Here is a 17,593-nt window from a genome sequence, read left to right as displayed (position 1 = left end):
GCACGCTTTTAGCGTTTACGCCAGAGCGTAAGCTGCGCCTGAGTGTGCTGAAACTTGCGTGCGGTTTCGCGGATCACAAAGGGCACATCCTGTGGCGGAGCGATTTCTTCAAACTCATCGCGCAGAAGGCGCTGCAGTGCCTGACTGGTTGTCAGCGCCTCACCGTTTTCACGGATACCGCCCAGCCAGTTCTCTTTAGGCGTGAACGCCTCAAGCCAGGTGTAAGGTGAAGAGATGGCCAGCACGCCGCCCTGACGGATCATCGGCGTAATATCCTGCAGGAAACGCTTTGGCTGACGCAGACGATCAATCAGATTGGCGGCCAGCACCAGATCGTACCGATCCGGCTGCGGCTTCAGGTTGCAGGCGTCACCCTGAACGAACCGGATCCGTTCAGCCTGCTGCCGGTCAATTCCGATCTCCTTCAGCCGCACCTGGCGATACGCAACCAGCTCGCCCTCCTCCGGTACCACATAGCGGAAATCCTCACCGGAAGTAAGCTGCAGCGCCACATCAATAAAGCGCGCGGAGTAGTCCATGCCGGTAACGGCGGCAAAGTGACGCGCCAGGGCAAAGCTGGCGCGACCGGTGGCACAGCCGATATCCAGCGCATGCCCGTGCTGACGGCAGTGCGGCAGCACCAGCTCAACCAGTTTTTCCGCATAGTTTTCTACGCCGTAGTAGCCCGGTCCGTACTGGAAGTCGAGATACTGCGACACCATGCTGTCAGTTTCATACGGGTTAAGTTGCATACTCTCTTTATGCGCTGACACCACATAACGGAAACCGGCATGCTGGAAAAAGTGACGACGAAAAGCGTAGCGCGACGATTTTAACGCCTCATTACCGGTTGAGATCCAGCTGCCGCCTTTGATGATTGCATGCTTTCCATCAAACGTAGGGGTGGAAAAATCGTCATACAGAGGATGTACGCGGAATCCTTCAAAGCCATTGATTGGCGTAGTGGTCCACTGCCAGACGTTACCCACCAAATCAAAGAAATCGCCCTGAGCAAAATGATCCACCGGGCAGGAAGAGGCGTGGTACGCCAGGTTGATATTACCGGGTGCCTGCGTCCAGTCTGGCTGATCGCCGCTGACCTGTTCGCGCAGCAGCATGTACTCCGCCTCACACGGCAGCTGAATCGCCTTACCGCTCTCTTCTGCCAGCCAGCGGCAGAAGGCGGCCGCCTCCAGCTGATTAACTTCAGCCGGCCAGTCCCACGGCATCGGCACCTCTTGCGTCATCAGGCGCAGGCGCAGCGCGTCAGGTTGTGTAATATCACCGACCCAGAAAGTGGGCATCTGTACGCCGGCAAATTTACGCCAGCCCTCTCCCTCTTCATCCCACCAGCGCGCTGTCTGATAGCCGCCGGCCGCGACAAACTGATAAAATTCAGCATTGCTGACCAGCATTTTGCTGGCCTGAAACGGTCTGAGCTCAGTTTTCTGGTGGCCATACTCATTATCCCAGCCGTAAGTATCATCTGTTTTTCCCTGCAGCACCGATCCACCCGCCAGCGCAACCAGGCTGTTTTCCGGTACGGCGGCGCGATCGTGACGCGCCAGCGGGCAGGCAGGCCAGGCCGGCTGCGGCTGCACCCATTCCAGCGGCAGCTGGCGGATCAGGACGCTGGAGGTCTCCAGATGGATGCGCTCATGTTCAATGCCCATCAAAATGACCCAGGCCGGACTCTCCCAGCCAATCGGCAGCTCAAGCGGCATAGTACGGATAAAGTCAGTCACCAGCGCTTTTACTTTGCCGCGATAATCGCGCACTTCTGCCACATCGGGCCAGTCGTAATGGTTGTCGTTGAGATCGTCCCAGCTCATCTCATCCACACCAATGGCCATCATCGCCTCAATGCGTGCGTCAACGCGCCGATCGAGATAGCGTCCTGCCATCAGTTTGTTGATATAAAAGGATGCGGTATGGCCAAAATAAAAAATCAGCGGATGGCGCAGCGGAATGGCTTTATTAAACCAGGCGCGCTCATCGCTCAGGCAGTCGAACAGGCTTTCATAGAGCGACCAGGTCCGGGTGAAATAGGCGAGCAGTTCGGCCCGCTTCTCTTCAGCCGTGCCACCGGAAAGGCGCGGGGTGCGGGTCGGAGCAGGCAGTTGGCAGGATACGTCGGCGGTTGTCACAGTGAACTCCGTAAGGCTGAATAAACACAGCGGGTCATTCACTATAGCAAATGCGGATTTCTGTCAGATGAATCAACGCGTCCAGCGGCGCAGCAGGCGGCTTTTTAGCCCGGTATCAAAGCGCCAGATATGATCGAAAATGCGCAGAATGCCGGGTTTGCCGTGCGCCGACATCGCCACCGCGTGAAACCGCTGCTGCTGAATCCGCTGCCGCTGTTTCACGATGTTAATCAGCTCTTCCGGCAGGCGCTGGGCAATAAAGTCAGAGATGATCACCGCGTCTGCCTCCTGCCACTGGCTGCCTTCCATGCGCTGCACCACGGCACTCAGGCAGGCCGTCAGATCGGTGCCGCCGCGAAAACGCTGGCTGAGGAAACGAATCGCCTGTTCAATGCCGTTATCGGCGGTAAGCTCATAGCCGACCACCTCATGGGCAAACAGCATAATGTAGCAGCGACGCCGATCTGCCAGGGCAATTTTCAGCAGCGCGAGGCAAAAGGCTTTGGCGCAGCGTTCATTAAAACCGCCCATCGAACCGGACGTATCCACGCAGACAATAAACGGGCCGCGCGGCTCGGTTTCATGCTGCTGATGGCTTACCGGCCTCAGCGCGGTTTTTTCATGCCAGGCATCACCCTGCAGGCGATAGGTCAGCAGGCGTTTTTCTACCAGACGCCGGTAAAATTCCAGCTCCAGTTCACTGATACTGAGCGCAGCCAGCTCCGGCGGCAGCAGACGCAGCACATCATCGCTCTGATGAATACCACTGACCTCTTCCGGTACATTGTCTGGCTCATGCACCAGCTGGTGGAACGCTTCCAGCGGTGCATCACGTGCCGGCACCGATTTGGCTTCGCGGCTGCGACCCAGCTGCTGTGCCAGCTGCATCAGCTCCGGCTGCTGCGCCAGAAAATCACCATATTGCACAATCAGCGCGTAGTCGCCTGGCTGCAGTGAAGCTTTACTGAGATCCCACAGCCGGCCGGCGGCCGCTTCATCTTCATCAGTCAGCACCGGTGCCAGCTGGCCGCTCAGCGCCATACGCTGCTGCAGTTCTGCCAGCAGCCGTTCACGCTGCGCCTCGAGTAACGTTTCATTCAGCGTCAGCGTCTGCAGCGTCAGGCTCAGTCGCCAGCGCTGCAGAAACAGCCGGTGCTGTGCATGGCTCAGTTCCGGGCCTTCATTACGCTGCAGCAGCGTACCGGCTTCGGTGAGAAAAGGAGAGGGCAGTCTTTGCAACTGATCAAGGAGGTGCGGCAGCTGAGCACTGAAATCACGGCTGCTGAGCAGCTGTAACTGCTCAAACAGCTGAAACTCCTGCGCCAGCGCAGCGGGTACCGGCGTCGCTTTCATCTGCCCGGTGATTTCAGCACGCCAGCGCGGCAGATCGCGCAACATCGCCTGCTTCATGCGGGGAAATTTCTCGAAAAACAGCGCCAGCTGCGGAGTAGCCAGCAGCGCCAGAATCAGCTCATCAATCAGCTCTGCTTCGCCAATTGAGAGCAATGTACTGAGCGTTTCCAGCGAGATCATTTCCGCGCCTGTTTCAGCTGCTCTGCCACATCCTGCAGGCTGGTCTCAATGCGTGCCAGCCAGTCATCACTGATAAACAGGCAGCGCTGATGCTGGCTGAACAGCGCGCGCTGCGCCCGCAAACGGGTCTCCAGCGCATCATATTCCTCTACGATCTCCGGCGGCAGCGCCTGCAGACTTGCCGCCCCGGGCAGGGTCAGGCGCGTGGACTGCAGGCTGACATCGCGCAGCGTCAGGCAGTGATGGGTATCGACCAGCAGATCGAGCGACTGTGCAAAGCCGATACCGTTCAGCTTGCCGCGCATATCTCCGCCTTTCAGCAGCCACTGAACCAGGGCCTCGCGGCTTACTACTATATGGCTGACCTGCATATCGTGCAGCGTCAGCGGCTGCTGCAGCATCAGGGTCAGCTGTTCGCCGGCAACAGACTCCGGCAGCTCATAATGTGGCTTACGGCTGAACATGCCGCTGTGCTTCTCCAGCGTCAGCGCCTGCGTCACGCTCTGCTGCTGCTGCAGTGCCAGACGCTGCGCAGTGATCTGCTGCAGCCGGTGCAGCATCGCCTGCTGCTGCCAGGCGTGCTGCGTCATCAGCGCATCCATTTCGCGATCCAGCAGCGTCATTGAAGCGATGTCATGCCAGAGGCAATCTTTCAGCAGCACCAGATCGATAGGCGCAATCGCGGTTCGCCCGCTGTAAAAGGCGCTGGCCTGCAGCAGATGGATCGCCTTTTTCCAGCGGCGATCGGAGATATAGGGCGCATCCGGCAGATTTTCCAGCTGCTGACGCAGCTGATAGATAAGCTCAAACACATCGTCAGGCAGCCTGACCTGACTGATGCCTTTTTGCCACTGCAGATACTCTTCATCACTGATGCAGAGCGACTCCGCGACCGGGTTAAGGTTTTCATCCTGCTGGTGGGTCAGCATGCTGCGGAAGTTCTGCTTCTCATGCACGTTATCCAGCCACAGGCGGATCAGCATGCGGTCATAGAGCGCTTCAAGGCCGCTGTCTGCTTCCGGCAGTTCGTTTGAGGCGGTCACCAGCAAACGCATCGGAATCGCCTCTTCGCAGTCGCCGTTCCGGAAGCGCCGCTCGTTAATGGCGGTCAGCAGCGTGTTCAGAATAGCCGGACCCGCTTTCCATATCTCATCCAGGAAAACGATCTCCGCATCCGGCAGATAGCCTCTGGTCAGACGCTGATAGCGTCCCTCATCTTTCAGGGCCTGGATCGACAGCGGACCAAACACCTCTTCCGGCGTGGAAAAACGGGTCATCAGGTATTCAAAGGCGCGGGCGTGCTGAAAAGCGTATTTAAGACGGCGGGCGATCAGGCTTTTGGCAATGCCAGGCGGGCCGAGTAAAAACACGCTTTCGCCGCTTAACGCTGCCAGCAGGCAGAGGCGAATGGCATGGTGCCGTTCATACAGCCCTTTTTCCAGCGCATTACTCAGTCGGGAAATTCTTTCTGCCAACAGATGGGGTTGAGCCATAATCACATCATTGTCCTTCTGAACCTGGTGCCGTTACGGTCTGGCGAGCGCAATACTCTACTGTTTATCATGCTTGAATGCGTTGATAGCCGTCAGCTTTTTTGTTTCAGAAGGTTGTGGCAGCACAACGTGCGGTTTTCATGCCGTTTTCTGCCTGATTTTCGGCGAAAAAGCAGATTACGCTGCGCATAATCAACAGCGCTGTCTGTTGGTTTCTGCCAATTGTGTGCATACTGTGCGCTTTTTGATGGCCTGAGTCGTCACGGCTCCAACACAAGACACCCTATGAGCTCGGATAAGAAACAGTCTCTTGGCGCCGTCACGCTTGCGGCAATCGGCGTGGTCTATGGCGATATTGGTACCAGTCCGCTGTATACCTTACGTGAATGCCTTTCCGGTCAGTTCGGCTTTGGCGTTGAACGCGAAGCGGTCTTCGGCTTTTTGTCGCTGATCTTCTGGCTGCTGATTCTGGTGGTGTCGCTGAAATACATCAGCTACGTCATGCGCGCCGACAATGCCGGTGAAGGCGGCATTCTGACGCTGATGTCGCTGGCGGGTCGTCATACCGGCGCGCGTGCCACTGCCGTTCTGGTGATCATGGGGCTGATTGGCGGCAGCTTCTTTTATGGTGAGGTCGTAATTACTCCGGCCGTATCCGTGCTCTCAGCGATTGAGGGACTGGAGATCGCCGCGCCCGGTCTTGATACCTGGATCGTCCCGCTGGCGATCGCCGTGCTGACGCTGCTGTTTATGATCCAGAAACAGGGCACCGGTATTGTAGGCAAGCTGTTTGCGCCGGTTATGCTGGTATGGTTTCTGGTGCTGGCGGTGCTGGGCGCGCGCAGCATTCTGAATAATCCTGATGTCCTTCACGCGATGAATCCTTACTGGGCGCTGCACTTCTTCGTTCAGTACAAGTCCGTCTCCTTTTTTGCGCTGGGCGCGGTGGTGCTGGCGATCACCGGCGTTGAAGCGCTCTATGCGGACATGGGGCACTTCGGCAAATTTCCGATCCGTCTGGCGTGGTTTGTGGTGGTGCTGCCTTCGCTGGTGCTGAACTATTTTGGCCAGGGCGCGCTGCTGCTCGCGCATCCGGAAGCGATTAAGAACCCGTTTTTCCTGCTGGCACCGGACTGGATGCTGATCCCGATGCTGCTGCTTGCCACGCTGGCGACGGTTATCGCCTCACAGGCTGTGATCTCCGGCGTCTTTTCACTGACGCGTCAGGCGGTGCGACTGGGTTATCTGCCGCCGATGCGCATTGTTCACACCTCTGAAGAGGAGTCAGGGCAGATCTATATCCCGGTGATCAACTGGCTGCTCTACGCCGCGGTGGTAATTGTGATTGTCGGCTTTGAGCACTCCAGTAATCTGGCCGCGGCCTACGGCATTGCCGTGACCGGCACCATGGTGCTGACCGCGATCCTCTGTGCCACGGTGGCAATTCAGAACTGGCACTGGAACCGTTATCTGGTCATGCTGATGCTGGCCGCGATGCTCTGTATCGATGTGTCGCTGTTCTCCGCTAACCTGATCAAAGTTTTCTCCGGCGGCTGGCTGCCGCTGACGCTGGCGCTAATGATGTTCATCATCATGACGACCTGGAAAAGTGAACGCTTTCGTCTGCTGCGCCGCATGCATGAGCACGGCAACTCGCTGGACGCGATGATCGCTTCACTGGAAAAATCACCGCCGGTACGCGTACCGGGGACGGCGGTATATATGTCGCGTGCACTGAACGTGATCCCCTTCGCGATGCTGCATAACCTCAAGCACAACAAGGTGCTGCATGAGCGCGTGGTGCTGCTGACGCTGCGCACGGAAGATTCACCCTATGTGCATAACGTACGCCGGGTAACGATTGAACAGCTGTCGCCCACATTCTGGCGCGTGGTGGCGAGCTACGGCTGGCGTGAGACGCCAAACGTGGAGGAGATTTTTCACCGCTGCGGGCTGGAGGGGCTTAACTGCCGGATGATGGAAACGTCATTCTTTATGTCACATGAATCGCTGATCATCGGCAAGCGGCCCTGGTATCTGCGCCTGCGCGGCAAACTGTTCCTGACGCTGCAGCGCAATGCGCTGCGCGCGCCGGATCAGTTTGAAATTCCGCCTAACCGGGTCATTGAGCTGGGCACGCAGGTTGAGATTTAGCGCCCGTGCGTAGCCCGGTCAGCGTCACGCGTAGTCCCTGCGGCACGGCGTGACTGAAGCACAGCTGCAGGCCATGCAGCTGTGCAATGTTTTTCACAATCGACAGGCCCAGGCCACTGCCGCTCTGCGCCTGACCAGGCGGGCGCCAGAAACGTTCACCAAGCCGCGCCAGCTGCTCGTCCGACACACCTGTACCAGTGTCTTCAACCACGATGTTTTCCGGCCCCAGCCGCAGCGCTATCCGGCTGTGTGCCGGCGCATAGCGCAGCGCATTATCCAGCAGATTACGTATCATCAGGCTCAGCAGCAGCGGATGACCGTTCATCACCGGCTCTGCATCAATCGTTAACGTTATCTCTTTCTGCTGCGCTGCGGCCTGCGGCAGATGTTCAGCGACCAGCGCCTGCAGCAGCGGCACCAGTGCAACCGGCTGAAATTCACTGCGCAGATCGTCCGCTTCAACGCGCGACAGCGTCAGCAGCTGATCCACCAGCCGGGTTGCGCGGATAATACCGCTATCGAGCTGCTGCAGCGCCCGCAGTCGCACCTGTTCATCATCTGCGGCCAGCTGGATCACCTCACTTTGCACGCGCAGGGCAGCCAGCGGGCTGCGCAGCTCATGGGCAGCATCGGATGTGAAGCGGCGCTCGCGCTGTACCAGCTGCGCCGTGCGTCCGAAGAGATCATTGAGCGCCGTCACCAGCGGCTGCACTTCCCGGGGCAGGCGCGTCACCGGCAGCGTGGTTGCATCATCCGGCACACGCTGCTGCAGCATATGCGCCAGCTGCTTCAGCGGCCGCAGTTCATACCACACCAGCAAGAGCAGCAGCAGCAGCATAAACGGTATCGCAACAAGCCACGGCAGCAGCGCGGCCGAGGCGAGATCGCGCGTCATGTCATCCCGGTAATCCTGCTCCTGCCCCACCACCACGCGATACTGTTTATCGGGCGACGTCAGCCAGAGCAAACGCCAGGGCTCATCGTCGTCGCGCAGCTGTCCGTCGCGAAAGCCGTCACGTCGCGTATCGAACGCTAACCCGCGCCCGTTCTCGCCGTCGTTGAGCAGCGGTGTACCGTCGATGCGAAATACCGCAAAGGCCAGCGCATCATCATCCTGATCGCCACGATGATGGCGTAAAAGGGTTTTGGTTTTCGGTAATGCCGCGTGATGCAGGCTGATGGGGTCGAGCGCCAGCAGCCGTTTGGCAAACAGCATCTGCTGGGTATCAAACAGTTCATTAACCGTATCGCGCGTCTGCTGCCACGCGCTCCAGCCGGCGCTGGCACCGCACAGCAAGATCAGCAGCACAAAGCCTATCGCCAGCCGGACAAACAGGCTCATTCTGCCGCTCCCAGCGTATAGCCAATACCGTGCACGGTGCGGATAAACTGGCTGCCCAGTTTTTTGCGCAGATGATGAATATGTACTTCTACCGCGTTGCTGGAGACATCGTCATCCCAGCTGTAAAGCTTCTCTTCAAGCTGGCTGCGCGTCAGCACCTGAGCCGGATGTCGCAGAAACAGCTCCAGCAGCGCCAGTTCGCGGCTTTTCAGTTCAAGCGGTTCGCCATTGAGCAGAACGCTGTGGCTGGCGGGCTGCATGACAACATTGCCGTGCCGCAGCTCAGGCTGCAGCTGGCCATGCCGGCGGCGGATCAGCGCCTGCAGTCGCGCAGCCACTTCGGTCAGTGCGAACGGTTTGCAGAGATAGTCATCGGCACCCAGCTGTAAACCCTGTACGCGCTGGTCCAGTGCGTCGCGCGCGGTGAGGATCAGCACCGGAATATCCGCGCCTGCAGCGCGCCACTGGCGCAGGATATCCAGCCCGTCGCGTTCCGGCAGCGACAGATCCAGCACCACTGCATCCCAGGGCGCTGCGCTCAGCGCCTGACATCCGGCCTCACCGGATATAAACCAGTCGACGCTGAATCCCAGTTTTGTCAGGCCGACCTTCAGCCCGTCGCCAATCAGCGTGTCATCTTCAATCAACAGAATTCGCATTGTGCTCTCCCCCGGCTACAGGCGAGTTATACGAAGCCCGTCCGGGCTTGTACAGCCCAGCAGCGCGATTTTCAGCTATTTTTCACGCAACGGTAAAAAAAAGAACCTCTTAAGATCCTGTTAAGGAGTGTCTGGTTTACTGGCTGACATTCCACCTGTTCACAGAAATGAGGTAACTAATGAAAACACGTATAGCGTTAATGACCCTGATTGCCCTGGCCACCGCACCGGTACTCGCCGCGCCACAGGGCGGCTTTATGGATCCCGCTGCGCCAGCCGCACAGAGTCATCAGGCGGGCGGTTTTAAAGCCGGCGACACCAGCGTCGTGACGGTAAAACAGGCTGAAGAGATGAAAGATGACAGCTGGATCACCGTGCGCGGCACGCTGGAAAAGCAGGTTGGCGATGAAGATTATCTGTTCCGCGACAGCAGCGGCACGATGAAAGTTGAGATTGACCACAAGCACTGGAACGGCGTGACCATTACGCCAAAAGATCGGGTCGAACTGACCGGCGAGCTGGATAAAGATTTCAACGCCATTGAGCTTGACGTAAAACAGGTTCGCAAGCTGCCATAAGCACACTACGAGGCCACTGCATAAGTGGCTTCGTTCATTCCGGCAGAGCACTGCCGCGATATTTCCTGCCTCTCTGCACTCCCTGACTCAAATTTTTCCGGTCGACAGCGAAACGTTTCGATGGCGATCACACTTCCGTGATGGTGTCGTTGCGTTACTATGCTGCTTTTATACACTGCTCCACAGCGAAACGTTTCGCTGTGGAGTGGATGAAATGAAAAAAGGTCGCCTGTTACACGCTGAACTCTCTCATGTGATTGCCCGCCTCGGGCATACCGATACGCTGACCCTTGCGGATGCAGGCCTGCCCATTCCGCACGGACCCCGGCGTATTGACCTGGCGCTGACGCCGGGTACGCCCGGATTTTTACAGGTTGTGGACATCGTCACGCAGGAGATGCAGGTAGAAAGCGCCCTGATTGCGGAGGAGATTAAAGAACACAATCCGCACCTTCACAGCCAGCTGATCGCCGTGCTCGAAGCCTTGCAACAGCACCAGGGGAATAGCATTACCATCCGTTACATCACTCATGAACAATTCAAACAGCAGACGCAGCGCAGTCAGGCGGTCATTCGCAGCGGAGAGTGTTCTCCGTATGCGAATGTCATCCTGAGCGCCGGCGTCACCTTCTGAGGCCGCTATGCAACCATTACTGCAACTTAAAGGGATCGAAAAGTCGTTTCCTGGCGTAAAGGCGCTGAATGGTGCCTCGCTGGCGGTCTACCCGGGGCGCGTTATGGCGCTGGTGGGCGAAAACGGAGCCGGTAAATCCACCATGATGAAGGTGCTGACCGGCATCTACACCATGGACGCCGGCTCGCTGCAGTGGCTGGGCGAACCTGTTGCGTTCTCCGGCCCAAAGGCGTCGCAGGAGGCAGGCATCGGCATTATTCACCAGGAGCTTAATCTGATCCCGCAGCTGAGCGTGGCGGAGAATATTTTCCTGGGCCGGGAGTTTATAAACCGGTTTGGCCGTATCGACTGGAAAAAGATGCATCGTGAGGCAGAGGCGCTGCTTAAGCGTCTTAACCTGCGTTTCAGCAGCTACAAACTGGTGGGCGATCTCTCAATTGGCGATCAGCAGATGGTAGAGATTGCCAAAGTACTGAGTTTTGAATCACGCGTCATCATCATGGATGAGCCGACGGATGCGCTGACGGATACCGAAACGCTGTCGCTGTTTCACGTTATTAACGAACTGAAAGCGCAGGGGTGCGGCATTGTCTATATCTCGCACCGTATGAAAGAAATTTTTGAGATCTGCGATGACGTAACCGTATTCCGTGACGGGCAGTTTATTGCCGAGCGCGCCGTCAGCGATCTGAGCGAAGAGCAGCTGATTGAGATGATGGTAGGACGCAAGCTGGAAGATCAGTATCCCCATCTCGATCACTCGCCCGGTGAAATCCGTCTGCAGGTTGAAAAACTCTGTGGCTCAGGCGTGGAGGATGTCAGCTTTACCCTGCGCAAAGGCGAAATTCTGGGGATTTCAGGGCTGATGGGAGCCGGGCGAACGGAGCTGATGAAAGTGCTGTATGGCGCCCTGCCGCGCCGCAGCGGCAGCGTCACGCTCAATGGCCGTACGGTGAACGTACGTTCACCGCAGGAGGGGCTCGCCAGCGGTATCGTTTATATCTCTGAAGATCGTAAGCGCGACGGACTGGTGTTGGGGATGTCAGTAAAAGAGAACATGTCGCTGACGGCGCTGCGCTATTTCAGCCACGCCGGCGGCAATCTGAAGCATGCGGAAGAGCAGCTGGCGGTAGGTGATTTTATCCGCCTGTTCAATGTTAAAACGCCTTCAATGATGCAGCCGATCGGCCTGCTCTCCGGCGGTAACCAGCAAAAGGTGGCGATTGCCCGCGGCCTGATGACCCGTCCGGACGTGCTGATCCTGGATGAACCGACGCGCGGCGTCGATGTGGGTGCCAAAAAAGAGATCTATCAGTTAATCAATCAGTTCAAAGCGGAAGGGCTGAGCATCATTCTGGTGTCATCGGAAATGCCGGAAGTACTGGGCATGAGCGATCGCATTCTGGTGATGCATGAAGGCCGTATCAGTGGCGAATTTTCCCGTGAGCAGGCTACCCAGGAATCCCTGATGGCGGCGGCGGTCGGTAAGCAACACAGCGAGGATTTAGTCGTATGAGTACCCACACCCTACCCGCCAGCCGCCGCTGGTTCAGTAAAAGCTGGCTGCTGGAGCAGAAGTCACTGATTGCGCTGATTGTGCTGATCGCCGTGGTCGCCAGCCAGAGCCCGAACTTCTTTACGCTGGCCAACATGTTCAACATCCTGCAGCAGACCTCGGTCAACGCCATTATGGCAGTGGGCATGACGCTGGTGATCCTGACGTCAGGCATCGACCTGTCGGTAGGCTCGCTGCTGGCGCTGACCGGTGCGGTTGCCGCATCTATAGTCGGCATGGAGGTTAATGCGCTGGTTGCCGTTGCTGCTTCCCTGGCGCTGGGCGCATTTATTGGCGGGATCACCGGCGTGATCGTGGCGCGCGGCAAGGTGCAGGCATTTATCGCGACGCTGGTGATGATGCTGCTGCTGCGCGGTGTCACCATGGTCTATACCGACGGCAGTCCGGTTAATACCGGCTTCAGTGAAAACGCCGATCTGTTTGGCTGGTTCGGTATTGGTCGCCCGCTGGGGATCCCGACGCCGGTATGGCTGATGGCACTGGTATTCGCGCTGGCGTGGTACATGCTGCATCACACCCGCCTCGGTCGCTATATTTATGCGCTGGGCGGTAATGAAGCCGCTACCCGTCTGTCAGGCATCAGCGTTAACCGCGTCAAAATTACCGTCTATGCGCTGAGCGGACTGCTGGCAGCGCTGGCAGGCACGATTGAAGTGGCCCGTCTCTCCTCAGCACAGCCTACGGCTGGCACCGGTTATGAACTGGATGCGATTGCGGCTGTAGTACTGGGCGGCACCAGCCTGGCAGGCGGTAAAGGCCGTATTATGGGTACGCTGATTGGCGCGCTGATTCTGGGTTTCCTGAATAATGGCCTGAACCTGATGGGCGTATCTTCCTACTACCAGATGATTGTTAAAGCCGTCGTGATTTTGCTGGCGGTGCTGGTAGATAACAAAAGCAGTAAATAACTCTGACCCTCACACAGGATTCTGTAAATGAAAAAATTAACTGCACTGGCCGTCATTCTTGGTGCCACCCTGAGTGCCGGCGCAATGGCCAAGGATACGATTGCGCTGGTGGTTTCTACCCTGAACAACCCCTTCTTTGTCTCGCTTAAAGATGGCGCTCAGAAAGAAGCGGATAAGCTTGGCTATAACCTGGTGGTGCTGGACTCCCAGAACAACCCGGCAAAAGAGCTGGCTAACGTGCAGGATCTGACCGTTCGCGGCACTAAGCTGCTGCTGATCAACCCGACAGATTCCGACGCCGTTGGCAACGCCGTGAAAATGGCTAACCAGGCAAACATCCCAGTGATTACGCTGGACCGTATGGCAGCACAGGGCAAGGTAGTAAGCCACGTGGCTTCTGACAACCGGTTTGGCGGTAAAATGGCGGGTGATTTTATTGCGAAGAAACTGGGTGACGGAGCAAAAATCATTGAGCTGCAGGGCATTGCCGGTACGTCAGCCGCGCGCGAGCGGGGTGAAGGCTTTAAACAGGCAGCTGACGCGCATAAATTTGCTATTCTTGCCAGCCAGCCGGCTGACTTTGATCGTACTAAAGGGCTGAACGTGATGCAGAACCTGCTGCAGGCGCATCCTGATGTGCAGGCCGTGTTTGCACAAAACGATGAGATGGCATTGGGTGCGCTGCGTGCGCTGCAGACGGCCGGTAAAACCGACGTGCTGGTGGTAGGGTTTGATGGTACGGCCGACGGTGTGAAAGCGGTTGAGTCAGGTAAGCTGACCGCAACTGTGGCGCAGATGCCGGACAAGATCGGTATGATTGGTGTGGATACCGCAGACAAAGTGCTGAAAGGTGAAAAAGTGCAGGCGATCAATCCGGTTGACCTGAAACTCGTCACTCAATAAAACCAAAGAAAAGCGTGGCCACGCGCCACCCTCAGGGTGGCGCAACTTCCTGGATCCCTCTCTATGAGCAAATGCGCAACACTGGCGGTAATGGGCAGCATTAACGCCGATCATATCCTGAACCTGAGCCACTTCCCCCGCCCCGGTGAAACCGTTATCGGTAAGGCGTATCAGATCGCGTTTGGCGGCAAAGGCGCTAATCAGGCGGTGGCAGCCGGGCGTGCGGGCGCTGACATCGCTTTTATCGCCTGCGTAGGCGGCGATGACACGGGCGAACGCATCTGTGAGCAGCTGCAGCGCGACAATATTGATATTGCGCCGGTTGAAGCCATCCCGTCAGAGGCAACCGGCGTGGCGATGATCTTCGTAAACGGTGAGGGTGAAAACAACATCGGCATTTATGCCGGTGCTAACGCCGCGCTGACGCCGGAGTACGTGCGGCGTCATCAGCAGGTGATCGCTGACGCAGCGGCGCTGCTGATGCAGTTGGAGTCCCCGCTTGATAGCGTGCTTGCAGCTGCACAGATTGCGCGGCAGCACGGCACGCAGGTGATCCTCAATCCGGCCCCTGCGACCAGGTTGACTGATGAACTGCTGGCGCAGATCGACATTATTACGCCTAACGAAACCGAAGCGGAGATCCTGACCGGAATTGCCGTAACCTGTGACGCGGAGGCCGCACAGGCCGCGCAGGCGCTGCATGCCAAAGGGATCCGCACCGTGCTGATTACGCTGGGGCGGCGCGGCGTATGGCTGAGCGAAGAAGGTAACGGGCAGCGTATTCCTGGCTTTAGCGTACAGGCTGTTGACACCATCGCCGCAGGTGACACTTTCAACGGGGCTTTTATCACCGCGCGGCTGGAAGGCTTGGCGATGCATGATGCGGTACGGTTTGCGCATGCGGCGGCAGCGATAGCGGTTACGCGGCCTGGCGCTCAGCCTGCAGTGCCGTGGCGCCATGAAATCGATGCCTTCCTGCAGCAACAGGAATAAGCCCTTGGCTACCATGAAAGATGTTGCCCGTCAGGCGGGCGTTTCCACCTCTACTGTTTCGCATGTGATCAATAACAATCGCTTTGTCAGCGAGCAGGTGCGCGAAAAGGTTGAACAGGCTATCCGTGAGCTGAACTATGCGCCCTCGGCGCTGGCGCGCAGCCTGAAAATCCGGCAGACGCGTACTATCGGTATGTTACTGACGGCCAGCAGCAACCCTTTCTATGCAGAAGTGGTACGCGGCGTGGAGAACAGCTGTTATGAACGCGGCTATAGTCTGATCCTGTGCAATACCGAAGGGGATGAGGAGCGCATGAATCGCAGCCTGGAAACGCTGATGCAGAAGCGCGTCGATGGCCTGCTGCTGATGTGCACGGAGACGCATCTGCCTTCAGCTGAGATCCTGAATCGTTATCCCTCGGTGCCGATGGTGATGATGGACTGGGCACCGTTCGAAGGACGGGGCGATATCATTCAGGATAACGCCTTACTGGGCGGTGAAATGGCGACCCGCCATCTGATTGAACGAGGCTACCGGCGTATTGCCTGTATTGCGGGACCGCAGGACAAAACGCCGGCGCGACTTCGCCTTGAGGGCTTTCATCAGGCGATGGCGGCACACGGTTTAACGGTGCCTGAGGGGTATGTGGTTGACGGCGATTTTGAGTTCCAGGGCGGATTCAATGCCATGACGCAGCTGCTGGCACTGGAGCCGGTACCGGAGGCGGTGTTTACCAGTAATGATGCGATGGCGGTGGGCGTTTATCACGCGTTATATCAGGCGGGTCTGAAGGTGCCGCAGGATATTGCGGTCATGGGATATGACAACATTGAGCTGGCTCGTTATCTGACACCGCCGCTGACTACGGTGCATCAGCCAAAAGATGAGCTGGGCGAACTGGCTATTGATACATTAATTCACCGCATGGGCGCACCCGACGCCAGCCAGCAAACGCTGGTGCTGACGCCGGAGCTGGTGGAACGCGGTTCTGTTTAAGCCGCTTTCTTTTTCTTTTCCCGGTTGGCGATCAGGTTACGGCCATCGCCCGGCCGCAGCAGCAGGAAGGCGGCGGCAGACAGCACGGTAATGACGCCCATAGTCAGAAACGTGGCGTGAAACTGCTGCACGGTTGTGCTTTCAATATCCTGATAAAAGCGCAGCACCGCCGCGCTGACCGCCACACCAAAACTGATTGAGACCTGCTGCGTTACCGCCAGTACGCTATTGCCGCCGCTGGCGTTGTCATCATTCAGATCGGCCAGCGTAATCGTGTTCATCGCGGTGAACTGCGTAGACATCGCCATGCCGAGCACAAACAGCCCTGTCAGCAGCATTACCGCGCCCTCACCCGGTGACTGTAGCGAGAAGCTGGCGATCAGGATGCCAATAATGATAGTAATGCCCACCAGGGTGCGACGATAGCCAAAACGGCGCAGCACCTGCGTCACCGTCGATTTAGCCAGCAGCGAGCCAATGGCCGTAGGTCCCATCATGCAACCTGCAATAATAGCCGGATAGCCGAAGCCCACCTGGAGCATAAGCGGCATCAGAAAGGGAATACAGCCGGTGCCGAGGCGCGCCGCAATATTGCCGAGAATGCCGACAGAAAAGGTGCGGGTGCGGAACATCGGCAGGCCGATCAGCGGTGCGGGATGGCGCCGCGCATGCAGTATATAAAGAAGCAGCAGTGCAAAGCCGCCAAACAGCACCAGCAGCGCCTGCCATGACGCAACAATGCGCTCGCCGAACAGCTCAATGCCCACTGAGATCAGCACCAGCCCCAGACCGAAAAGAAGAAAGCCGGTAAAATCGAAGCGGCGTTTTGGCGTGGTGAAATCCGGCATATATTTACGCGCGTAAAAAATGCCGGCAATACCGATGGGAATATTGATCAGGAAAATCCAGTGCCAGCTGGCGTAGGTCACCAGCAGGCCTCCCAGCATGGGTCCGAGGATAGGGCCGACCAGGCCCGGCATTGTCACAAAGTTAAGCACCGGCAGCAGTTCACTGCGCGGATAGGCACGCAGCAGCGCCAGACGCGCCACCGGCATCATCATGGCACCGCCCACGCCCTGCACAATGCGCGACACAACCAGCATACTCAGCGAGCCTGACAGGGCGCAGGCCAGCGATCCCAGCGTAAACAGTGAAACGGCAATAATAAAAATACGGCGGGTACCAAACCGGTCGGCCAGCCAGCCGCTGACCGGTATCAGCATAGCGACAGTCAGGGTATAGCTGATAACGGCGGATTGCATAGCAAGGGGGGAGCGTTCAAGGCTGGTGGCTATGGCCGGAAGCGCTGTATTAAGAATGGTTGCGTCGAGTGCCTGCATAAAAAACGCCATTGCGGCTATCCACGGCAAGCCAGCCATACTGCGCGCAGAACGAATCATCGAAAATCCTTCTATTGGTGGTGCTGGCAAACAGCATTATCAGAAAAGAATAGCATTGCCGTTACAGGCAATGACGTTGATTTGTGCCTGTTGCAGCGCCGTTTTGGCCATTAATTGGACATTTAATGCCTGCTTTTAACGCTTTCGCTCAAAAAAGAGACGCTCGGCTATTTTTTTGCAATAAACACTTGTCACCCGCCGAGAACTCCCTATAATGCGCCACCACTGAGACGGCAAAGCGGCAACGCAGACGGGCTCAGCAGGGCGTGAAGTGAT

At 57.5% G+C, this 17,593-nt stretch carries 14 protein-coding genes; 8 read left to right on the top strand and 6 right to left on the bottom strand.

All coding sequences use genetic code 11. The annotated features are described in order from the left end of the window. Window positions 1–8: 8 nt before the first annotated feature. The 3 genes from ovoA to ravA form a co-directional block, all read right to left on the bottom strand. A complete protein-coding gene (ovoA, locus tag SB719_RS10160; RefSeq protein WP_314688423.1) occupies window positions 9–2,147 on the bottom strand; it encodes a 5-histidylcysteine sulfoxide synthase in 2,139 nt (712 codons plus the stop codon). A gap of 72 nt (window positions 2,148–2,219) precedes the next feature. After that, window positions 2,220–3,680, bottom strand: coding sequence for an ATPase RavA stimulator ViaA (gene viaA, locus SB719_RS10155; protein WP_293006261.1), 1,461 nt, complete (start codon window positions 3,678–3,680; stop codon window positions 2,220–2,222). Further along, complete coding sequence (ravA, locus tag SB719_RS10150) at window positions 3,677–5,173, bottom strand: ATPase RavA (protein ID WP_065647927.1); 1,497 nt, start codon at window positions 5,171–5,173, stop codon at window positions 3,677–3,679. Before ravA ends, viaA begins: the two co-directional genes overlap by 4 nt. A gap of 285 nt (window positions 5,174–5,458) precedes the next feature. Between ravA and kup the strand changes: the two genes are divergently transcribed. Beyond that, window positions 5,459–7,327: a low affinity potassium transporter Kup gene (kup, locus tag SB719_RS10145; protein WP_065647904.1), complete on the top strand. Its 1,869-nt coding sequence runs from the start codon at window positions 5,459–5,461 to the stop codon at window positions 7,325–7,327. Here kup and qseC read toward each other — a convergent pair. Further along, a complete protein-coding gene (gene qseC, locus SB719_RS10140; protein ID WP_412159211.1) occupies window positions 7,296–8,669 on the bottom strand; it encodes a quorum sensing histidine kinase QseC in 1,374 nt (457 codons plus the stop codon). The two genes, kup and qseC, sit on opposite strands and share 32 nt — an antisense overlap. After that, window positions 8,666–9,328 carry a quorum sensing response regulator transcription factor QseB gene (gene qseB, locus SB719_RS10135; RefSeq protein WP_039381386.1) on the bottom strand — a complete coding sequence of 221 codons (663 nt, stop codon included), beginning with the start codon at window positions 9,326–9,328 and terminating at the stop codon, window positions 8,666–8,668. The genes qseC and qseB overlap by 4 nt, the downstream gene beginning before the upstream one ends. A gap of 179 nt (window positions 9,329–9,507) precedes the next feature. Here qseB and SB719_RS10130 point away from each other — a divergent pair, with 179 nt between their 5' ends. The 7 genes from SB719_RS10130 to rbsR all read left to right on the top strand — a co-directional run bounded on the left by SB719_RS10130 (window position 9,508) and on the right by rbsR (window position 15,917). Continuing rightward, window positions 9,508–9,906, top strand: coding sequence for a YgiW/YdeI family stress tolerance OB fold protein (locus SB719_RS10130; RefSeq protein ID WP_292970639.1), 399 nt, complete (start codon window positions 9,508–9,510; stop codon window positions 9,904–9,906). Window positions 9,907–10,120: 214 nt separating this feature from the next. Beyond that, window positions 10,121–10,540, top strand: a complete 420-nt coding sequence (gene rbsD, locus SB719_RS10125) for a D-ribose pyranase (RefSeq protein WP_065647907.1) — start codon at window positions 10,121–10,123, stop codon at window positions 10,538–10,540. A gap of 7 nt (window positions 10,541–10,547) precedes the next feature. Then, the gene (gene rbsA / locus SB719_RS10120) at window positions 10,548–12,056 is read left to right on the top strand and encodes a ribose ABC transporter ATP-binding protein RbsA (RefSeq protein ID WP_412159210.1); all 1,509 of its coding nucleotides are present in this window, start codon (window positions 10,548–10,550) and stop codon (window positions 12,054–12,056) included. Continuing rightward, the gene (gene rbsC, locus SB719_RS10115) at window positions 12,053–13,024 is read left to right on the top strand and encodes a ribose ABC transporter permease (protein WP_065647909.1); all 972 of its coding nucleotides are present in this window, start codon (window positions 12,053–12,055) and stop codon (window positions 13,022–13,024) included. The genes rbsA and rbsC overlap by 4 nt, the downstream gene beginning before the upstream one ends. A 27-nt stretch (window positions 13,025–13,051) precedes the next feature. Then, a complete protein-coding gene (gene rbsB / locus SB719_RS10110; protein ID WP_065647910.1) occupies window positions 13,052–13,927 on the top strand; it encodes a ribose ABC transporter substrate-binding protein RbsB in 876 nt (291 codons plus the stop codon). A 63-nt stretch (window positions 13,928–13,990) separates the two neighbouring features. Next, entirely contained in the window at window positions 13,991–14,920 is a 930-nt protein-coding gene (gene rbsK / locus SB719_RS10105; protein ID WP_065647911.1) for a ribokinase, read from the top strand. A gap of 4 nt (window positions 14,921–14,924) precedes the next feature. Continuing rightward, entirely contained in the window at window positions 14,925–15,917 is a 993-nt protein-coding gene (gene rbsR, locus SB719_RS10100; RefSeq protein WP_412159209.1) for a ribose operon transcriptional repressor RbsR, read from the top strand. On the opposite strand, the gene mdtD is transcribed toward rbsR, so the two are convergent. Beyond that, window positions 15,914–17,317, bottom strand: coding sequence for a multidrug transporter subunit MdtD (gene mdtD, locus SB719_RS10095; RefSeq protein ID WP_314688434.1), 1,404 nt, complete (start codon window positions 17,315–17,317; stop codon window positions 15,914–15,916). The two genes, rbsR and mdtD, sit on opposite strands and share 4 nt — an antisense overlap. Between the last annotated feature and the right edge of the window lie 276 nt (window positions 17,318–17,593).

Origin of the sequence: Pantoea sp. SIMBA_079, from assembly GCF_046940275.1 — a bacterium.
Taxonomy (GTDB): Bacteria; Pseudomonadota; Gammaproteobacteria; order Enterobacterales; family Enterobacteriaceae; genus Pantoea; species Pantoea borealis.
This window is presented reverse-complemented; position numbering and strand designations above follow the sequence as displayed.

What these genes read in the sequence shown, in the direction of transcription:
- rbsB (WP_065647910.1), top strand. Translation starts at nt 13,052, where the DNA reads ATGAAAAAATTAACTGCACTGGCCGTCATTCTTGGTGCCACCCTGAGT.
- mdtD (WP_314688434.1), bottom strand. Translation starts at nt 17,317, where the DNA reads ATGATTCGTTCTGCGCGCAGTATGGCTGGCTTGCCGTGGATAGCCGCA.
- rbsA (WP_412159210.1), top strand. Translation starts at nt 10,548, where the DNA reads ATGCAACCATTACTGCAACTTAAAGGGATCGAAAAGTCGTTTCCTGGC.
- viaA (WP_293006261.1), bottom strand. Translation starts at nt 3,680, where the DNA reads ATGATCTCGCTGGAAACGCTCAGTACATTGCTCTCAATTGGCGAAGCA.
- ravA (WP_065647927.1), bottom strand. Translation starts at nt 5,173, where the DNA reads ATGGCTCAACCCCATCTGTTGGCAGAAAGAATTTCCCGACTGAGTAAT.
- rbsK (WP_065647911.1), top strand. Translation starts at nt 13,991, where the DNA reads ATGAGCAAATGCGCAACACTGGCGGTAATGGGCAGCATTAACGCCGAT.
- kup (WP_065647904.1), top strand. Translation starts at nt 5,459, where the DNA reads ATGAGCTCGGATAAGAAACAGTCTCTTGGCGCCGTCACGCTTGCGGCA.
- qseC (WP_412159211.1), bottom strand. Translation starts at nt 8,669, where the DNA reads ATGAGCCTGTTTGTCCGGCTGGCGATAGGCTTTGTGCTGCTGATCTTG.
- qseB (WP_039381386.1), bottom strand. Translation starts at nt 9,328, where the DNA reads ATGCGAATTCTGTTGATTGAAGATGACACGCTGATTGGCGACGGGCTG.
- SB719_RS10130 (WP_292970639.1), top strand. Translation starts at nt 9,508, where the DNA reads ATGAAAACACGTATAGCGTTAATGACCCTGATTGCCCTGGCCACCGCA.
- rbsC (WP_065647909.1), top strand. Translation starts at nt 12,053, where the DNA reads ATGAGTACCCACACCCTACCCGCCAGCCGCCGCTGGTTCAGTAAAAGC.
- rbsD (WP_065647907.1), top strand. Translation starts at nt 10,121, where the DNA reads ATGAAAAAAGGTCGCCTGTTACACGCTGAACTCTCTCATGTGATTGCC.